Consider the following 16,525-nt stretch of genomic DNA (forward strand, 5'->3'; position numbering starts at 1 on the left):
GCCTTCTAGGGCTGTTTTTTCATTTTGTATAAAATATATCCGGTGAATAACTGAAACAGGTCCATAAAGTTTTTTGGATTTTTGTTGGTGAGGACCTCAATTCTTTGCAAGCGGTAGGCTAGACTGTTTCGATGAATATGGAGTTCCTTCGAGATTGCATTCATGTCGCCGCTGTTATTGATATAACAAATCAGCGTCTCAATTAATTCCTGCCCTTTTGGATTTTCATCAAGCTCCTTAAAAAATGTAGTGATTTCTTCAAAGGAGATATCCTTATTTGTCAAATAATCAATAAATTTTAATTCCTGATACTGACAAAGCGTTTGCGGGAGCTCCATTCGTTCGGCTATTTCAATCGCACGTCTAGCCTCTTCAACTGATTTAGACACAAGTGTATAGCAGCCGCCGATTCCGATTTTGACCTCATTGGCTGAATGTAAAGCCTCAATTCTCTTTACGAGATCACTCTCACTTGGAACCACATAAAGCATGCTGTTCTGGTTAAGGCGGAAATAGTATTCCTGCTCCATTAAATAGGGGTCCTTTGGAAGGCGGCCTTTTACTACAATGGCTTTTCGCTCAATCGTCAGCTTAATTCCAAGTGCTTCCCCATTATTGATAATGGAGGTATCATATGCCTCCTTACGAAAAACCCATTGATATAAAAATTCTTCCTTCATTTGTTCTTGAATCCGGCGTTCTCTAAACATAAATTCTTGATTGATTAATAGTTCAGCGGTCACGCGGACTAGTTCTGCAAATGGTCCGACAATGTTGGGGCCGCCCGAGATTCCAATTACGCCAATGATTCTATCCCGAAAATGGATCGGGATGTTGACCCCTGGCTTAGAGGCACCCTCTGATTGGTAAATAGAAACGATGGTGCCTTGTTCAATGGCGGAAACGGCCCCTTGATGGTAGGTGCCAATTCTATTTTGATCACCTGAGCCAATAATTAAGCCGATCTCATCCATGATATTTACATTATAGGGAATGACGTTCATTACTTTATCTGCAATCTCTTGTGCAAGAATTTGATTGATTTTCATCCATTTCTCCCTCCGTCCATCCGGTTATATAAGTCTTATTTGTAAATGTTGTTTATTTGCCCAAAAAACTATATTAATAATTAGTTGTTTGAATGATGATTTATTTGTAAGACAATTATACAATGAAAATGTAAACGGTTACTAGAAATAAACAAAAAGTTTTAAATTTGGACGATAAAACGTCAAAAAATAGTCACTTGACTAACAAAGGATTATAAAACTAAATAGCTTTTTGGTCAAATGACTAAAAACAACTAGAAGAAATTTATCAAACTGAACGAAGATATTTTTGCAGAAACCGTTTACGATAGATATGTGAAGTGATTCACGAAATAAAAAAATGAATCATTACATGTCATTAATTTGTCATACCAATCACATATTTTTTAACGGATATAGGTTATTATGATTACGAAGTTTGAAATAGTGGAAGTCGTAAGAAGTGATAATCTTTTATAGAAATAAAATATGTGAAGAGATTCACAAATGCATTATTTTTATAACCTTCTTGTCCAAGGCAAGGATTTTAAAAGGTAGGAGGAGTTTAACCATGTTTCAGCCAAAAGGGGTCATCCCCGCACTAGTCACACCATTAGATAAAAACGGTCAATTGATGGAAGATGCACTGCGAAAAGTAATCGATTACACCATTGCGGGTGGTGTCCATGGATTGTTTATCCTGGGATCGAGCGGTGAAATTTACGGATTAACACCGGAGCAAAAACGCCGTGTCGTAGAAGTAACAGTGGAGCACACTGCTGGAAGAGTTCCTGTTTATTGTGGGGCTAGTGAAATCACTACGAGAGACTGTATTCAAACAGCTCAAATGGTTGAGAAAATTGGCGGTGTGGCAGCGCTATCTGTCCTAACTCCATATTTCATGTCACCAACACAAACTGAGTTAGCTGATCACTTTAAGGCAATCGCCAAGTCTACTAATCTACCAGTTATCCTTTATGGTAATGAAGCTCGTACCCAGGTGAAGATTGATGTGAAGACTTGCGAAGAACTTAGTAAGGTTGACAATATTATCGGAATTAAAGACTCAAGCGGCGATATGACAAAAACAGCTGAGTACCTGCGGGTAACCAATCGAGAGTCATTCTCCGTATTACTTGGACGTGACACACTCATTTATGCAGGTCTATGTCATGGAGCCACTGGTGCGATTGCCAGCACAGGAAATATTGCTCCTAAATTAGTTTCTGATATTTACAACACATTTGTGGCTGGCGACTATCAGAAATCACTAGAACTGCAGTTTAAACTTGCTCCATTACGCCTGGCAGTGGACAAAGCAACATTCCCTGTTGTGTTAAAAGAAGGATTAAGAATGGTAGGAATCGATGTTGGTTATGCATTTGGTCCTGCAGCAGAAATGAATCCAGAAAGCAAGAAACTATTAGAAAATGTTTTAAAGGATTTAGAACTCTACCAAATTTATTAATTTCCTAAGGGAAGGAAGAAATAACATGCCATTATTGTATGTTGCCTTAGCAGTTGTCCTTTTACTAGTTTTAATGATTCCGCTTAAAATGAACGGTTTCATTGCACTTCTTTTAACTTCTATATTTGTCGGTTTGCTTGTCGGAATGCCATTGGATCAAATTTGGGAAACCATTGGTGATGGTCTTGGCGGCCAACTGGGCGGCACGGCCCTTATTGTTGGTATCGGTGCGATGCTTGGAACCGTTATGGCTGATGCCGGTGCAGCACAGCGTATTGCCACTAGTTTAGTAGACAAAATGGGGATTAAACGTATTCAAATTTCAATCTTAATTGCTGCCTTTGTTCTTGGTATCACAATGTTCTTTGAAGTAGCGTTTGTCTTATTGATTCCACTAGTATTTGTTATTGCTCGTCAAACAAAGTTAAATCTATTATGGGTTGCTTTACCAATGTCAGTCGGGTTATCCACTTGTCACAGTTTTCTTCCGCCGCACCCTGGACCAGCAGCAGTTGCTGACGTCTTCCATGCTGACATGGGACTAACGCTTTTATACGGTTTAATCATTGCCATACCTGCGGCTACTTTTATCGCCCTTACTTGGACTAGATTACCATTTATTAAAAAAATTAATCCAGCCATTCCTGAAGGGATTGTTACGAACAAAACGTTTAAAGAAGAAGAAATGCCATCCTTTGGATCAAGTCTTTTCGTTGCTCTTATTCCAGTAATCCTTATGGCAATTGATGCTTTCTCGACTGTATTTCTACCAGAAGGCAACAAATTTAGACACGCAATGGATTTCTTTGGTTCGTCAGAAATGGCACTATTAATCGCTCTATTAATCTCTATGTGGCTGCTTGGACCAAAAATCGGCCGTCCACTAAAAGATGTAATGCAATCTTGTTCCAATGCGGTTAAGCCAATGGCCATGATCATTTTGGTAATTGGTGCAGGCGGTGCCTTTAAGCAAGTGCTTGTTGATGGGGGAATTGCCGATTACATCAAGGATATCACATCTGGCTGGAACATGTCTCCAATCATACTTGCATGGATTATCGCTGCTCTCTTACGTATTGCGCTTGGTTCTGCAACGGTTGCCGTTATGACTGCTTCAGGGGTTGTACTTCCTATCGCTCAAAGCTCAGGAATCCCAATGGAATTAATGACACTTGCTGTTACATGCGGAAGTATTGCTTTCTCTCACGTAACCGACCCAGGATTCTGGATGTTTAAGGAATACCTCAATTTATCGGTACCTGAAGCATTAAAAATAAGAACCACTTATACAACCGCACTTGCCGTCATTGGTTTGATCGGTGTATTACTTTTAAATATGATTGTAGGTTAATAAAGTTCTTTTGAGTCAACCGGGCAGTAAATCCATAAATCATGTCCCATTCACTTGGGAATTTGCTGCCCGCCATGGTTTCAAAATTATCTATAAGAGAGTTTCTACTCTTTTAATAAAAAAAACTTGTAGGAGTGAATGAATAATGAAGAAAATTGGATTTATCGGACTAGGAATTATGGGTAAACCGATGAGTAAGAACTTGATCAAAGCTGGATATCAGTTAATCGTTAGTGATTTTAATAAAGACGCAGTAAATGAACTTGCACAATTAGGTGCAGAAGTAGAAACAACTCCAAAAGCGATTGCAGAAAAAGCAGATATCGTGATCACGATGCTTCCAAACTCTCCAAACGTTAAGGCTGTTGCACTAGGAGAAAACGGATTGATCGAAGGTGCACGCGAAGGATTAATCTTCATCGATATGAGCTCAATTGCACCTGCTGCTTCACAAGAAATTAATCGTGTATTAGTAGAAAAAGGCGTTGACATGCTAGATGCTCCTGTCAGCGGCGGAGAGCCAAAGGCAATCGATGGAACCATCTCTGTTATGGTTGGCGGTAAGATAGAAGTATTTGAAGAAGTGAAAGATGTACTAGAAGCAATGGCTGGTTCTGTTGTCCATGTTGGTGAAATCGGTGCAGGTAACGTAACAAAGCTTGCTAACCAAGTAATTGTTGCCCTAAACATCGCAGCTGTATCGGAAGCATTTGTTTTAGCTCAAAAAGCTGGTGTAAACCCAGAAGCTGTATACCAAGCAATCCGCGGCGGTTTAGCAGGAAGTACCGTTCTAGATGCAAAAGCACCGATGATGTTAGACCGTAACTTCAACCCTGGTTTCCGTATCAATTTACACATTAAAGATTTAACAAACGCAATGGAAACGAGCCACGAGTTCGGTGCTCCAGCTCCGTTAACTGCAGCTGTTCTTGAAATGATGTATGCATTGAAAGAAGACGGACATGAATTCGATGACCACAGCAGCCTATTAAAATACTATGAAAAATTAGCTAACGTAGAAATTTCACGTTAATCCAAAGTTATTTTTTAAAAACATTATAGAGAACGTGATAATAGGATTGTCCGTTCTCTCCTTTAAACAAACTAAACCATTATGATTGGAGATCATCCACATGAATACAGTTGAGAAAGTAACTAACGCAACTCCAGTTGTCACAGAAATGGAAGTATATCCGGTTGCCGGCCGCGACAGTATGTTAATGAACCTTAGCGGCGCACACGGTGCTTATTTTACAAGAAATATTGTCATCTTAAAGGACAGCAACGGTAATGTTGGTGTTGGTGAAGTACCTGGCGGCGAAGGCATCCGTAAAACCCTTGAAGATGCAAGAGCGATTGTAGTCGGTTCTTCCATCGGTAATTATAACAATATCTTAAATAAGGTAAGACAAGAATTTGCTGGCCGTGATTCTGCTGGCCGTGGATTGCAAACATTTGACTTACGTATTACGATCCATGCTGTTACAGCCATTGAAGCAGCATTACTTGACCTGTTAGGAAAGCACTTAAATGTTCCTGTTGCCGCTCTACTTGGTGAAGGCCAGCAGCGTGATAAAGTAAAAACACTTGGATACCTATTCTATGTGGGCGACCGCAACCGGACTGATATGCCTTATTACAGCAATCCTGATTCTGATGTGGAATGGTACCGTATCCGCCACGAAGAAGCGTTAACACCGGAAGCAGTTGTACGTCTAGCTGAAGCATCACAAGCTCTTTATGGCTTCAAAGACTTCAAACTTAAAGGCGGCGTGTTAGAAGGTAAAGAAGAAGTTAAAGCAATTAGAGCGTTGAAAGAAAGATTCCCTGATGCAAGAATTACCCTTGACCCAAATGGTGCTTGGTCATTGAAAGAAGCGGTTGAGCTTTGCAAAGATTTACATGGAGTTCTAGCTTATGCGGAGGATCCATGTGGTGCGGAAAATGGCTTTTCTGGCCGTGAAGTAATGGCTGAGTTCAGAAGACAAACAGGTCTTCCTACTGCAACTAACATGATTGCAACTGACTGGCGACAAATGGGTCATACGATTTCTCTTCAATCAGTGGATATCCCGCTTGCTGACCCGCACTTCTGGACGATGCAAGGTTCTGTACGCGTGGCGCAAATGTGTAATGATTGGGGCTTAACTTGGGGCTCTCACTCTAACAACCACTTTGATATTTCACTAGCGATGTTTACACATGTTGCTGCTGCGGCTCCTGGTGAAATCACAGCAATTGATACTCACTGGATCTGGCAGGAAGGCATTGAACGCTTAACAAAGGATCCTTACCAAATTGTTGATGGCCACTTAAGCATTCCTGATAAGCCAGGTTTGGGTGTTGAAGTGGATATGGATCAGATCTTGAGGGCTCATGAATTATATAACAACATGGGACTAAATTCTCGCGATGATTCAGTTGGTATGCAAGCTTACATTCCAGGCTGGAAGTTCGATAACAAGCGTCCTTGCCTAGTACGTTAATCATTAGACACAATTAGGGTGACTGCTTGGTCACCCTAATCTTATAAATAACAATAACCGTAAAGGACAGATTATTATGAAGTTTGTGCTAGCGCCTGATTCGTTCAAAGAAAGCATGACGGCGAAAAATGCTGCCCTTGCTATGGAAAGAGGAATCCGAAAAGTTTTTCCTGATGCAGAATGTGTGATCGTTCCTATGGCTGACGGCGGGGAAGGTACAGTTGAATCCCTCGTGAGTATGACAAATGGGGAAATCATAAAGACCGAGGTGCTTGGTCCGCTTGGTGAAAAGGTCGTTGCAGAATACGGTCTATTAGGAGAAGGGCAAACCGCTGTTATTGAAATGGCAAGTGCGAGTGGGCTGGAATTACTTAAACCGGAAGAGCGGGATCCATTATTAACGACTACTTATGGAACAGGACAATTAATTAAACATGCTTTAGATAAAGGAGTCAGCCGATTTTTAATCGGAATTGGCGGAAGTGCGACAAATGATGGCGGGGCAGGAATGCTTCAGGCACTAGGTGTTTCATTTAAAAATGAAAATGGGGAAGAACTGCCATTTGGCGGCGGTGCCTTGGACCGACTGCATACCATTGATTTGAGCGGCTTAGATGAAAGAATCAAAGATGTAAAAATTGATGTAGCCTGTGATGTGACCAATCCTTTAATAGGTGAAAACGGGGCCTCTGCTATATTTGGTCCACAAAAGGGTGCCACTCCTGAAATCGTAAAGACTCTGGACCAAAATTTGGCGCATTATGCTGAAGTAATGAAAGTGCAATTGGGTAAAGATATTGCTCATACGGAAGGAGCCGGGGCGGCAGGCGGTCTTGGTGCTGGTCTGATGGCCTTTTTAAACGCTGAGCTGAAAAAAGGCGTTGATTTAGTAATCGAGTATACAGGTCTTGAATCGTTTGTTCAAGTTGCTGATTATGTGTTTACAGGTGAGGGCAGTATTGACGGGCAGACACTTTTTGGTAAGACTCCGTATGGGGTAGCGACAGTTGCTCAAAAGTATTCGATTCCAGTGATTGCTTTTGCCGGCCGAATTGGAAAAGGTGTGGAGCCATTGTATGATAATGGGTTTACTGCGATTGTTGGTATTTTAACAGGGGTAACCTCTTTGGAGGATGCGCTAAAAGATGGTGAAACAAATATTGAGTTCGCTGCAGAAAATATCTGCCGCCTATTAAAGATATAACTTTGATGATGCTGCCAAGTTTCTCTTGGCAGCTCTTTTTATAGGAGCCGAAGGAAAATGTCAAAATATATCCGCTTGAACCTTTGGGTATTAAAGGTAATAATGGAAGAGTGTATATAAGAATGTATCTAAGGAGCCTTGAGATGAAAGATCCTTCGAAGAAAATAAATGTGGAAACAGTTAGTCGAAATACGTTATCAAAACAGGTTATGGAAAGTATTGTCCAGCTATTGGTTAGCGGTCAATTAAAACCCGGGGACAGACTGCCGACCGAAATGGAGTTAATAGGGAGTTTAGATGTCAGCCGTCCAGTCCTTCGTGAAGCGCTTAGTTCGCTGGAATCTCTGGGGGTTATTAATCGAAAAACAAGGGAAGGGACTTTTTTTAATAATAAGATCTCAAGTCACCCTTTTTCGGTGATGCTGGCATTAGCGCATGATAATTTGCAGGCGATGGTAGAAGCGCGGATGGCGTTGGAGCTGGGGCTGATTACGATGGCTGCGGAAAAAATCAGTGAGGAAGAACTCGCAAGACTTAAAAGTACGATTGATTTTATTGCTAATTGTAAAGACGGTAACTATGGAGAAGCGGATATTGAGTTTCACCGGATTATTGCAATGAGTGCCAATAATCCGATTGTCGAGGGGATGATTGACTCGTTAATTGTGACGCATGTGAAGATTAATAGTGAAATTAAGGTCCGTGAACCTGAAAGAACGGTCCGCCATCATACCGCCATCTACGAAGCACTCGCAAAGCGCGACCCATTCGAAGCCTTCCACCAGATGTACCTCCACCTTGACTACGTCCGCCAAAAAGTCCTAAAGGACATTAAATAGTTAAAGGTGTTATTAAAGGTGTCAGGCACCATGTGAAGAATTCACATGGTGCCTGACACCTTTATTGGTATTTACACAGTGTTCATATGGGTACTTATTTTTTCGCCAGTAACCACTTCGTGACGATTCTGGATTCTTCATCTGTTAGAAGGTGGCCAGGCATTTTGTCAGTACCCTCGGTGATCATTTTAAATAGTTCGTCTTCTGAGTATTTACTGCTCATATTTAATACGGACGGTCCCACAGCACCTTTTAAATTCTCCCCATGACACGCTAAACATTTATTTCCATAGAGTGTTTCCCCATTCATTGCTTCCTGCTTATCATCGCCGCTCGATGAACAACCTGCTAACAATAGAAGAGATACCCCTGTCACTGCCAAGAGCTTTTTCATATATAAATCCTCCATCATTTAAAATAGTAAAAAAGGTTCCTAACAAGATTATAAAGTGTATAAAGATGGGAATAGGGATTAAAACATGAAAGTTTTCGTACAATTGGGTTGAGTGGGGAAAGGGACACTCGTAAGTATTTAAAAGTGTGATAAATGGAAAAAAATCCCTTAAAAAAGACCGTCACCCAAACAGGTAACGGTCTTTGGTCTATGGTTGAACTTCTGACTTATGCACCAGCTGGATATTGAATCTGTTGCTCTTTTCTTTTATTTCCCAATATCCCGAACTATATTTATAGATTACAATAAAAACTTTCCCGTCATAAAGCACTGTTTCTGTTTCCATCACCATACCACCCTTATATTTATTGAGTGATATATCTATATTCCATTATTCGCTACAATATGACGAAAACCAACCAAATAACCGGCTCTTTGGCGTAGGATAACTATAAACATTGTCAAAAGCGTAAAAATGGTGACAGGCACCACTCTAGCAAAGCCAAATTTAATAGATTAAAAGTTTTTTCCCAAGTTCGCCAAAATCCGAGGATTTCTGTGACGGATTTTAGGGTCAGAGCATGAATAGTGAAGTGTCATGTAATGAATCAAAGGCTTGGTCTCAAAGTCTGTCGATATTTGATGAGAGAAACTAGTTCCTTGAATTCGCTTACAATTAGTAAACTAATGTCACAGGGAGTTTTTAATATTAAGGGGTTATCGATAATGACAAATGAAGACTTATTTATCCAAATTGAAAATCTACGATTAAAAATGATATCAGTGGGGCTCTCTAAGGGGTTTACATCAGCTGAAACCGTAAGACTCAGTGAGAGACTTGATCGATTAATCAACCTGCAAATGGGTTTAATAGAAGAACTAACAGCATGATTGTTTACATAGATATGAAGATATTTTCCCAACATCAGGGGATTGACAGATAAAGGTGAATCGTAATTTTTCAAAACTAAAAAAAGACCGGCTTGCAATGGTTATATTGCGAGCCGGCCTTTTTTTCTACATTTGTTAGCGCGTTGTCCTCGACCTTAGGACCACACAATTTATTATCAATTAATAATATGGGTAACCGCCATAACCTGGGTAACCGCCATAGCCCGGATAGCCGCCATAATAAGGGTATGGTGCAGGGTATGGATAGCCATAACCGCCTGCGGCAGTAGTTAAGGCTCCTGCGGTTAACCCGCCGAGTAATCCACCGATAAATGGGGAACCAAAACCGCCGTAGCCGCCATATCCACCATAGCCGCCCCCATGATAATGTCCATGATGATAACCACCGTGGCCTCCGTGACCTCCGTGGCCTCCGTGGCCTCCGTGACCATGACCACCATGACCATGTCCTCCGCCGAATCCTCCAAACATGTGCATACATCTCCTTTTCTCTTTATACAAAAGTAAGAATAGAATCTTACTACCTGTAATGTATGCATGATAGATGTCCAGTGAATGGGCGAATCCTTTAGGAATTTGGCTGCCGCAGCTTATGCTGTAATATGTTTAATTGCTCCATCAGCTGCTCATACTCGTTTAACTCAATGTGACAGGTCTCAATTTTTTCACTGACCTTTTGCGTAATCAAAGGCTTACCCTCTAATGCCTTCTTTTCTAAAAAAATATACACTTTTCGTTCATCCTTGGTGGAGCGTTCCTTACGAAGCCAGCCGTTGCCTTCCATCCTTGTAATCATCGGGGTTAAGGTCCCTGTGCCAAGATTTAATCTCTCACCTAAAACCTTTACCGTAACACCATCCTGTTCCCATAATGCTAATAGGACTAAGTACTGCGGATAGGTTAACCCAAATGATTGAAGTACATTTGTATATAGTTTCGTAAATTCACTTGCCGTTTCATAGATGGCGAAGCAAAGTTGATTATCTAACGTGAAGAAGTCTTTCAAATGATCACCTTTAAGAAAATAATTTCTTTACATCCTGTTCCATTTTGCTTGGATCCACTGTTGGTGCATAACGCTCGACGACTTGGCCATTCGCATCGACCAGAAACTTTGTGAAATTCCATTTAATATTTCTTGAGAGAAGCCCTTTTTTCTGGTCCTTTAAAAAGGTAAATAAAGGATCTGCCTTTTCTCCATTCACATCAATCTTGGCAAACATCGGGAAAGATACCCCGTAGTTTAATTGGCAAAATTGAGTCGTTTCGTCGATATCAGCAAATTCTTGATTGTTAAATTGGTCGCAGGGGAATCCTAAAATCTCAAGGCCTTCGTCTTTATATTTTTCATATAAGCTTTGAAGCCCCTTAAATTGAGGTGTAAATCCACATTTACTGGCAGTATTGACAATAATTAATGGTTTTCCTTCATATTCTTTCAATGACTTCTTTTCCCCATTGGGCATTCCTACAGTAAAGTCATAAACAGTTGTCATGTTTTTCCCTCCCAAATCAAAATTAATCGTACACAACTTAATCGTACACGACTGAAATAGATATTGCAATTATCTTCGTCTTCGTTCTTTGGACTTTTTAATTTTCATCAATTTAGTAGCAGGCTGTTTGCGAATCCACTTGATAAAACTTGCCAGCTTTTCATCTGCTCGAAGTTCAGGCAGGGTGGATAGCCGTGCAGCAATTTCTTCATTCGTATAGAGGGCGTGAATTTGTTTGTGACAGGGAATGCACAAATTCGCGGTTGCTCCAAATGTCCCGCCCATTTCTTTTGGCAGCAGATGATGGACCGTTGTCTCGACCTGCTGCCGTCCGCAAAGTTCACAAATCCCCATAGTTTTTTCCCTCCCGTTATTTTGGTACTATTATTAACAAGAAGTGGTATGGGAATTCCGGTTTGGATTGATATAGGAAGGAGCATTCGATGCGTTATTTATTTTTGGCAATCATTGTGATCCCAGCAGCAGACATTGGGTTTTTGCTTTTATCTGGAAAGACGATTGGCTTTTGGCCTACCCTGCTTATGATCTTACTAACTGGGGTCATTGGGGCTTATTTAGCGAAGAGAGAAGGGCTGCAAACGATTCGGAGGGTCCAAGAAAGTTTAAGCCGCGGCCAGCTTCCCGGTGATGCGCTTTTGGATGGGGTTTGTATCTTAATTGGGGGGACCCTTTTACTAACCCCCGGTTTTATAACTGACATTATTGGCTTTCTCATGCTTTTTCCCCCGACAAGGAAGTTATTTAAGCTAATAATTATGTATTTGTTTAAAAAGCGGATCCATCCGAGCGGCCGGAAGATTATTAAATAAAAAAGGTTGCACCATTGGGACAAAAAGAAAAGAATGTCTGAAAAATACACACGAAACTCTTGGCGGGCATAAAGTAAAATAGGAAATTGTTCAGGAAGGATGTTTACTATGTCATTTAATCCGCCCGTCAAGATTGATACCGTAAGCGGAGGGGTCGTACAATTTGGAGGGGCGCTGTTTGTATCTCCGAAAAGTGTTTCTAAAACCGTTTTTGGTGCAGGGTCTTCCAATACTGGTGCACATGTGACAACAATCAGCGGGTGCAGTACAACCAACACCGTTGATACCGATGTCATTGACCAGCCGATTGCTCAAGATATGTAATATATTTAGGGAAAAGGGCACGGACCAAATACACGTGCCCTTTTTCCTATGTGGAAATAATTTTACAGTGAGGTTTGAACAATAAATTGCTATAGTAAATTAAAGAAAAGTTACTTTAGAAATGTATTGTGGGGGGACCATCTTGGTAAACGCACTTGTTATTTTATTCATCGTTCTTCTTTTGATTATAGCCATAAAAATAATGATGGCAGTTGCCAGTGGTGTAACCATGCGGAAGCAAACAGAACGGGAATTAATTGAAAGTGAGCACCGCTATCGCAGTTTAGTTGAAGTTTCGCCTAAGGCTATTTTAGTCTTTCAAAAATATAAAATTATTTATTCCAATCCGGCTGCGATGCATATGTTCGGTGCGGTAAGTGAAGATGAACTGCTTGGAAAAAGTATATTTGATCTCATTCATGTGGACAGCCGGGACGAATTGATTTTCTACCTAAAAAAACTATCGAAAAATGAGGCCGTGGCGATTCGAGAATATCAATTTCAGACATTGGATGGAAGAAATATCTTTGTCGAATCAGTTGGGGCCAATATTATGTTTAATGGGAGCCCTGCACTGATGGCAGTTGGAAACGATGTCACCGAAAAAAAGAGCCTTCTGGGACAATTAAAAATAAACGAACAGCGTTATAAATCCTTATTTGATTACCACTCTGATGCTGTTTACTCCCTGGATTTAACAGGGAATTTTACAAGTGCCAACAGGATTTGTGAAACCGTTTCTGGTTATAGCCCTGAAGAACTGATGGATAAGAATTTTTCGGAACTGATTTATGAGGAAGATCTTGCTGAGACGGTAAGAATTTTTCATTTAACGATTCAGGATGGGGGAAGCCAGCAGAACAATAAATTTCGTCTCATCCGGAAAACAGGAGAAATTATTAATTTGGATACGACGACCATTCCGATTATTGTCGATGGACAAATCGTCGGAGTATATGGGATTGCTAAAGATATTACAGGGCAAATAAAGAGCCAGGAAATGATTAAGCATCTGGCCTTTCATGATTATTTGACCGGGCTGCCAAATCGGAATATGTTAGAATCCATTCTCTCTAACGGATGTATGGCAGTAAAGGATATTGCCGTTTTATTTATCGATCTTGACCGGTTCAAGATTATCAATGACACGCTCGGGCACTCCATGGGGGATCAGCTTCTAAAAAAGGTGGCTGACCGGTTAAAAAATTCACTCACCGATAAGGATTTAATTTTTAGACAAGGCGGTGATGAGTTTATTGTTATTTTAAAAGATGCGGACAGGGAAAAGGCTGCTGCTGTAGCTAATCAAATCATCGATGCGCTGTCCACGCCGTTTAAATTAAATGCAACCGAAGTTTTTTCCTCTCCAAGCATTGGAATCAGTTTAGCCCGGGAAGATGGTGAAACGGTCGAGGCACTGATTAAACATGCAGATTTTGCTATGTATCAGGCCAAAAAGGCAGGGAAAAAGACCTATCGTTTTTACTCTTGCATCAAGTACCAAGGAGATTTCAATCCATTGACAATGGAAATGGAACTTCATAAAGCGATCAAACAGAAAGATTTTTACCTGTATTATCAACCAAAAGTGAATTTAAGAACAGGAAAAATGTTCGGTGTAGAAGCATTGATTCGCTGGAATCACGTCGATTGGGGGATAGTTGCACCCTCCAAATTTATTCCGATTGCAGAGGAATCGGGTCTAATCATTTCAATTGGAGAATGGGTTTTAAGGCAGGCGTGTACCCAAAATAAATCCTGGCAGGAAAAGGGATATCCTCCATTGGTGATTTCCGTTAATCTATCCGCCCTTCAGTTCTCTCATCCAGGAATCGTTTCAACAATTGAAAAAGTCCTAAAGGAAACTGGGTTGGATCCGCAATATTTAGAACTTGAGATTACAGAAAGTATGACTATTGATATTGAACATACGATTTCTACTTTGCACGAATTGAAAAAACTGGGTGTTTCTATTAGTATTGATGATTTCGGAACGGGTTTTAGTTCGTTGAATTATTTAAAACAGTTTCCGGTGGATACCTTAAAGATTGATCAGTCTTTCGTGCGGGAACTACTAAATAATACTAATGACGACACCATTGTAAAAACGATTATCTCTATGGCACACCATCTCCAATTGAAAGTGGTGGCTGAGGGGATTGAGACTAGGGAGCAATTAGTCTTTTTGCAGCAGCATCTTTGTGATGAGGGACAAGGTTATTTCTTTAGTAACGCCCTTTCTGCTGAAAAATTGCCTGAAGCATGGAACGGGATTGAACGGCTTGTTTTGGAATTCGGTATTTCACAGGACGTCAATGAACAAATGTGGGCAGAGGAATCCTATCGCATTGCCAGACAGGAATTACAGGATACCTTAAGCGGTCAGCAGGGATTGACGTTGAAATTTAAAGAAATCGACGGCCAGTTTATTCATACGTGGTGTGAGGGCAGCCTTTTATATAAGATGGGTATAACAAAGGATAGAATAGTAGGTAAGCAATTAGATGAAATTATTCCGTTGAAACACGCGATAGAGAAAGCTAAAATATACAAAAGAGCATGGGACGGCGAACAGAATTTATCCTATGAAGCTGAAGTCAATGGGGTTCATTATTTGGCTGCTTTAAGTCCGATTAAAAGATACGGAAAAGTAGTCGAGGTGATTGTTTCTTGCATAGACATCTCTTCATTAAAAATAACCGAAAAGGCACTGCGCGAAAGCCGGGAAATGTATCGATTAATGGCCGAAAATATGACTGATTTAATTACGATTTTTGATACGACAGGAAAAGTAATCTATGCTTCTCCTTCCCATAGCACCATTCTCGGACTTCCATCTAGTTATTATGAAGGCAGGACGTTTGTTGCTGATTTAGCGCCAGGAGATCAAGCTGATTTTCCAGCTATTATAAATGTAATCTCAAAGAAAAAGCAGTCATATCATCTTGAATTTAACATGTCTGGCAAGGATGGCACTTACAAGTTATTTAAGTCCATGTTGACCCCTATATTGGATAAGGATGGAGAAGTTAAGCATATTATCGGTGTGGCAAGGGATATCACCGACATGAAGAAAGCTGAAGCATTGGCATGGCAGATTGGAACAGGGGTCCATTCTGAGAGTCATCATCGTTTACTATTATAACCTTTATAAAAGAAGAAGACTTTCTAATCTGGTCTCCTTCTTTTTTTGAGCTCTGGAGGAAGTCTAACAAATATATCAGTAAGAGTGAGATAACTAAGCTTCAGCTGTATTCAAAAACCCCTTGAAAAAGGGGTCTTTGTGTTAATTATATGTTTCTTCCTTAATTGCTTGTGGTATAGGCTTTTGCTTTTGAGTCAAAAAGAAAAAGACCCCAAGTAAAACGAGCAGACCGCCAACGATTTGCCAACCTGCTAGATTTTCATGCAACAAAAAGAAAGCTAAAATTGTCGCACCAACGGGTTCCCCTAAGATACTCATCGAAATCGTAGTTGCATTGACATAGTTTAATAGCCAATTATTTATGACATGGCTCACTGTCGGAACAGTCGCAAGCAAAAGGAAAATCCCCCATTCTTTAGCGGGATAACCCATTACAGCAATACCTGCCGAAAGATTATAGATGGTAAGCACCACTGCTGCTGAGAGAAAGACGCAGAAACTGTACAGCCAATGGGAAACAGATTTAACCGTCGACTGACCGATTAAGAGGTAACCAACAACAGAAATAACACTTAAAAAGGAGAGAATGTCTCCCATGATCGCTCCCTTGCTTAACCCAAAGTCACCCCAGCCAATCATCATGGCACCAATAATCGCAATGCCCATCGTCATTAAGGCCGAAAGGGTCGTGCGTTCTTTATATAAAAAGAATCCGCCCACTAATGACACGATCGGTTGAAGCGCAAGGATAATCGTGGAGCTTGCAACCGTCGTTAATTTTAATGAACCAAACCAAAGAACAAAATGAAAAGCTAAAAAAAGGCCGGAAAAAAATAATAAAGTCCAATCTTTTTTTACAAACTTATTAAATTCTTGACGCTTTTTCCATACGATTGGCAGCATTAAGATACTGGCAAACCACATCCGGTACATGCTGAGAATCGAGGCCGGAGCGTCAGACCATTTTACAAAAATAGCCGAAAACGAGATCGCAATGATCGAAATTGTCAGCGGCAGGGCAAAGGATCTAGAACCTTCCTGTTTCATG

The 16,525-nt window shown here is 40.6% G+C and carries 18 protein-coding genes; 10 read left to right on the forward strand and 8 right to left on the reverse strand.

The annotated features are described in order from the left end of the window. Positions 1 to 5: 5 nt before the first annotated feature. Positions 6 to 1,049, reverse strand: coding sequence for a CdaR family transcriptional regulator (locus GXK58_RS22805; RefSeq protein WP_160725492.1), 1,044 nt, complete (start codon positions 1,047 to 1,049; stop codon positions 6 to 8). Positions 1,050 to 1,599: 550 nt separating this feature from the next. Here GXK58_RS22805 and dapA point away from each other — a divergent pair. From dapA to GXK58_RS22835, 6 genes are all read left to right on the forward strand, one after another. After that, positions 1,600 to 2,496: a 4-hydroxy-tetrahydrodipicolinate synthase gene (gene dapA, locus GXK58_RS22810; protein ID WP_160725493.1), complete on the forward strand. Its 897-nt coding sequence runs from the start codon at positions 1,600 to 1,602 to the stop codon at positions 2,494 to 2,496. Between the two features lie 25 nt (positions 2,497 to 2,521). Beyond that, complete coding sequence (locus GXK58_RS22815; protein WP_160725494.1) at positions 2,522 to 3,847, forward strand: gluconate:H+ symporter; 1,326 nt, start codon at positions 2,522 to 2,524, stop codon at positions 3,845 to 3,847. A 145-nt stretch (positions 3,848 to 3,992) separates the two neighbouring features. Next, complete coding sequence (garR, locus tag GXK58_RS22820) at positions 3,993 to 4,880, forward strand: 2-hydroxy-3-oxopropionate reductase (RefSeq protein ID WP_160725495.1); 888 nt, start codon at positions 3,993 to 3,995, stop codon at positions 4,878 to 4,880. Between the two features lie 100 nt (positions 4,881 to 4,980). After that, entirely contained in the window at positions 4,981 to 6,333 is a 1,353-nt protein-coding gene (gene gudD, locus GXK58_RS22825) for a glucarate dehydratase (RefSeq protein ID WP_160725496.1), read from the forward strand. Between the two features lie 76 nt (positions 6,334 to 6,409). Beyond that, on the forward strand, positions 6,410 to 7,537 hold the full coding sequence (locus tag GXK58_RS22830; protein WP_160725497.1) for a glycerate kinase: 1,128 nt from the start codon (positions 6,410 to 6,412) through the stop codon (positions 7,535 to 7,537). Positions 7,538 to 7,680: 143 nt separating this feature from the next. Further along, positions 7,681 to 8,376 carry a FadR/GntR family transcriptional regulator gene (locus GXK58_RS22835; RefSeq protein ID WP_160725498.1) on the forward strand — a complete coding sequence of 232 codons (696 nt, stop codon included), beginning with the start codon at positions 7,681 to 7,683 and terminating at the stop codon, positions 8,374 to 8,376. A 94-nt stretch (positions 8,377 to 8,470) separates the two neighbouring features. On the opposite strand, the gene GXK58_RS22840 is transcribed toward GXK58_RS22835, so the two are convergent. Further along, positions 8,471 to 8,770: a c-type cytochrome gene (locus tag GXK58_RS22840; protein WP_160725499.1), complete on the reverse strand. Its 300-nt coding sequence runs from the start codon at positions 8,768 to 8,770 to the stop codon at positions 8,471 to 8,473. 208 nt (positions 8,771 to 8,978) lie between these two features. Continuing rightward, the gene (locus GXK58_RS22845; RefSeq protein WP_160725500.1) at positions 8,979 to 9,116 is read right to left on the reverse strand and encodes a hypothetical protein; all 138 of its coding nucleotides are present in this window, start codon (positions 9,114 to 9,116) and stop codon (positions 8,979 to 8,981) included. A gap of 380 nt (positions 9,117 to 9,496) precedes the next feature. Between GXK58_RS22845 and GXK58_RS22850 the strand changes: the two genes are divergently transcribed. Continuing rightward, the gene (locus GXK58_RS22850) at positions 9,497 to 9,661 is read left to right on the forward strand and encodes an aspartyl-phosphate phosphatase Spo0E family protein (protein ID WP_160725501.1); all 165 of its coding nucleotides are present in this window, start codon (positions 9,497 to 9,499) and stop codon (positions 9,659 to 9,661) included. A gap of 180 nt (positions 9,662 to 9,841) precedes the next feature. Here the strand turns inward: GXK58_RS22850 and GXK58_RS22855 are convergent, their stop codons facing one another. The 4 genes from GXK58_RS22855 to GXK58_RS22870 form a co-directional block, all read right to left on the reverse strand. Further along, positions 9,842 to 10,153 carry a hypothetical protein gene (locus tag GXK58_RS22855; RefSeq protein WP_202171439.1) on the reverse strand — a complete coding sequence of 104 codons (312 nt, stop codon included), beginning with the start codon at positions 10,151 to 10,153 and terminating at the stop codon, positions 9,842 to 9,844. Between the two features lie 97 nt (positions 10,154 to 10,250). Then, on the reverse strand, positions 10,251 to 10,688 hold the full coding sequence (locus GXK58_RS22860) for a MarR family winged helix-turn-helix transcriptional regulator (protein WP_160725502.1): 438 nt from the start codon (positions 10,686 to 10,688) through the stop codon (positions 10,251 to 10,253). Between the two features lie 10 nt (positions 10,689 to 10,698). Next, on the reverse strand, positions 10,699 to 11,178 hold the full coding sequence (locus GXK58_RS22865) for a glutathione peroxidase (protein ID WP_160725503.1): 480 nt from the start codon (positions 11,176 to 11,178) through the stop codon (positions 10,699 to 10,701). Positions 11,179 to 11,247: 69 nt separating this feature from the next. Next, positions 11,248 to 11,532, reverse strand: a complete 285-nt coding sequence (locus GXK58_RS22870) for an HNH endonuclease (protein WP_160725504.1) — start codon at positions 11,530 to 11,532, stop codon at positions 11,248 to 11,250. Positions 11,533 to 11,621: 89 nt separating this feature from the next. Between GXK58_RS22870 and GXK58_RS22875 the strand changes: the two genes are divergently transcribed. The 3 genes from GXK58_RS22875 to GXK58_RS22885 all read left to right on the forward strand — a co-directional run bounded on the left by GXK58_RS22875 (position 11,622) and on the right by GXK58_RS22885 (position 15,477). Beyond that, complete coding sequence (locus tag GXK58_RS22875) at positions 11,622 to 12,008, forward strand: FxsA family protein (RefSeq protein WP_160725505.1); 387 nt, start codon at positions 11,622 to 11,624, stop codon at positions 12,006 to 12,008. A gap of 108 nt (positions 12,009 to 12,116) precedes the next feature. After that, positions 12,117 to 12,332: a spore germination protein gene (locus GXK58_RS22880; protein WP_160725506.1), complete on the forward strand. Its 216-nt coding sequence runs from the start codon at positions 12,117 to 12,119 to the stop codon at positions 12,330 to 12,332. Between the two features lie 142 nt (positions 12,333 to 12,474). Then, positions 12,475 to 15,477, forward strand: coding sequence for an EAL domain-containing protein (locus tag GXK58_RS22885; RefSeq protein ID WP_160725507.1), 3,003 nt, complete (start codon positions 12,475 to 12,477; stop codon positions 15,475 to 15,477). Positions 15,478 to 15,618: 141 nt separating this feature from the next. On the opposite strand, the gene GXK58_RS22890 is transcribed toward GXK58_RS22885, so the two are convergent. Beyond that, positions 15,619 to 16,524 (reverse strand): DMT family transporter, encoded by a 906-nt coding sequence (locus tag GXK58_RS22890; RefSeq protein WP_160725508.1) that lies wholly within the window; start codon positions 16,522 to 16,524, stop codon positions 15,619 to 15,621. Position 16,525 lies beyond the last annotated feature (1 nt).

This window comes from Bacillus sp. USDA818B3_A (genome assembly GCF_009928415.1).
Classification (GTDB): Bacteria; Bacillota; Bacilli; order Bacillales; family Cytobacillaceae; genus Neobacillus.

Coding starts and splice junctions, on each gene's coding strand:
- GXK58_RS22805 (WP_160725492.1), bottom strand. CDS start 1,049: ATGAAAATCAATCAAATTCTTGCACAAGAGATTGCAGATAAAGTAATG.
- dapA (WP_160725493.1), top strand. CDS start 1,600: ATGTTTCAGCCAAAAGGGGTCATCCCCGCACTAGTCACACCATTAGAT.
- GXK58_RS22815 (WP_160725494.1), top strand. CDS start 2,522: ATGCCATTATTGTATGTTGCCTTAGCAGTTGTCCTTTTACTAGTTTTA.
- garR (WP_160725495.1), top strand. CDS start 3,993: ATGAAGAAAATTGGATTTATCGGACTAGGAATTATGGGTAAACCGATG.
- gudD (WP_160725496.1), top strand. CDS start 4,981: ATGAATACAGTTGAGAAAGTAACTAACGCAACTCCAGTTGTCACAGAA.
- GXK58_RS22830 (WP_160725497.1), top strand. CDS start 6,410: ATGAAGTTTGTGCTAGCGCCTGATTCGTTCAAAGAAAGCATGACGGCG.
- GXK58_RS22835 (WP_160725498.1), top strand. CDS start 7,681: ATGAAAGATCCTTCGAAGAAAATAAATGTGGAAACAGTTAGTCGAAAT.
- GXK58_RS22840 (WP_160725499.1), bottom strand. CDS start 8,770: ATGAAAAAGCTCTTGGCAGTGACAGGGGTATCTCTTCTATTGTTAGCA.
- GXK58_RS22845 (WP_160725500.1), bottom strand. CDS start 9,116: ATGGAAACAGAAACAGTGCTTTATGACGGGAAAGTTTTTATTGTAATC.
- GXK58_RS22850 (WP_160725501.1), top strand. CDS start 9,497: ATGACAAATGAAGACTTATTTATCCAAATTGAAAATCTACGATTAAAA.
- GXK58_RS22855 (WP_202171439.1), bottom strand. CDS start 10,153: ATGTTTGGAGGATTCGGCGGAGGACATGGTCATGGTGGTCATGGTCAC.
- GXK58_RS22865 (WP_160725503.1), bottom strand. CDS start 11,178: ATGACAACTGTTTATGACTTTACTGTAGGAATGCCCAATGGGGAAAAG.
- GXK58_RS22870 (WP_160725504.1), bottom strand. CDS start 11,532: ATGGGGATTTGTGAACTTTGCGGACGGCAGCAGGTCGAGACAACGGTC.
- GXK58_RS22875 (WP_160725505.1), top strand. CDS start 11,622: ATGCGTTATTTATTTTTGGCAATCATTGTGATCCCAGCAGCAGACATT.
- GXK58_RS22880 (WP_160725506.1), top strand. CDS start 12,117: ATGTCATTTAATCCGCCCGTCAAGATTGATACCGTAAGCGGAGGGGTC.
- GXK58_RS22890 (WP_160725508.1), bottom strand. CDS start 16,524: ATGAAACAGGAAGGTTCTAGATCCTTTGCCCTGCCGCTGACAATTTCG.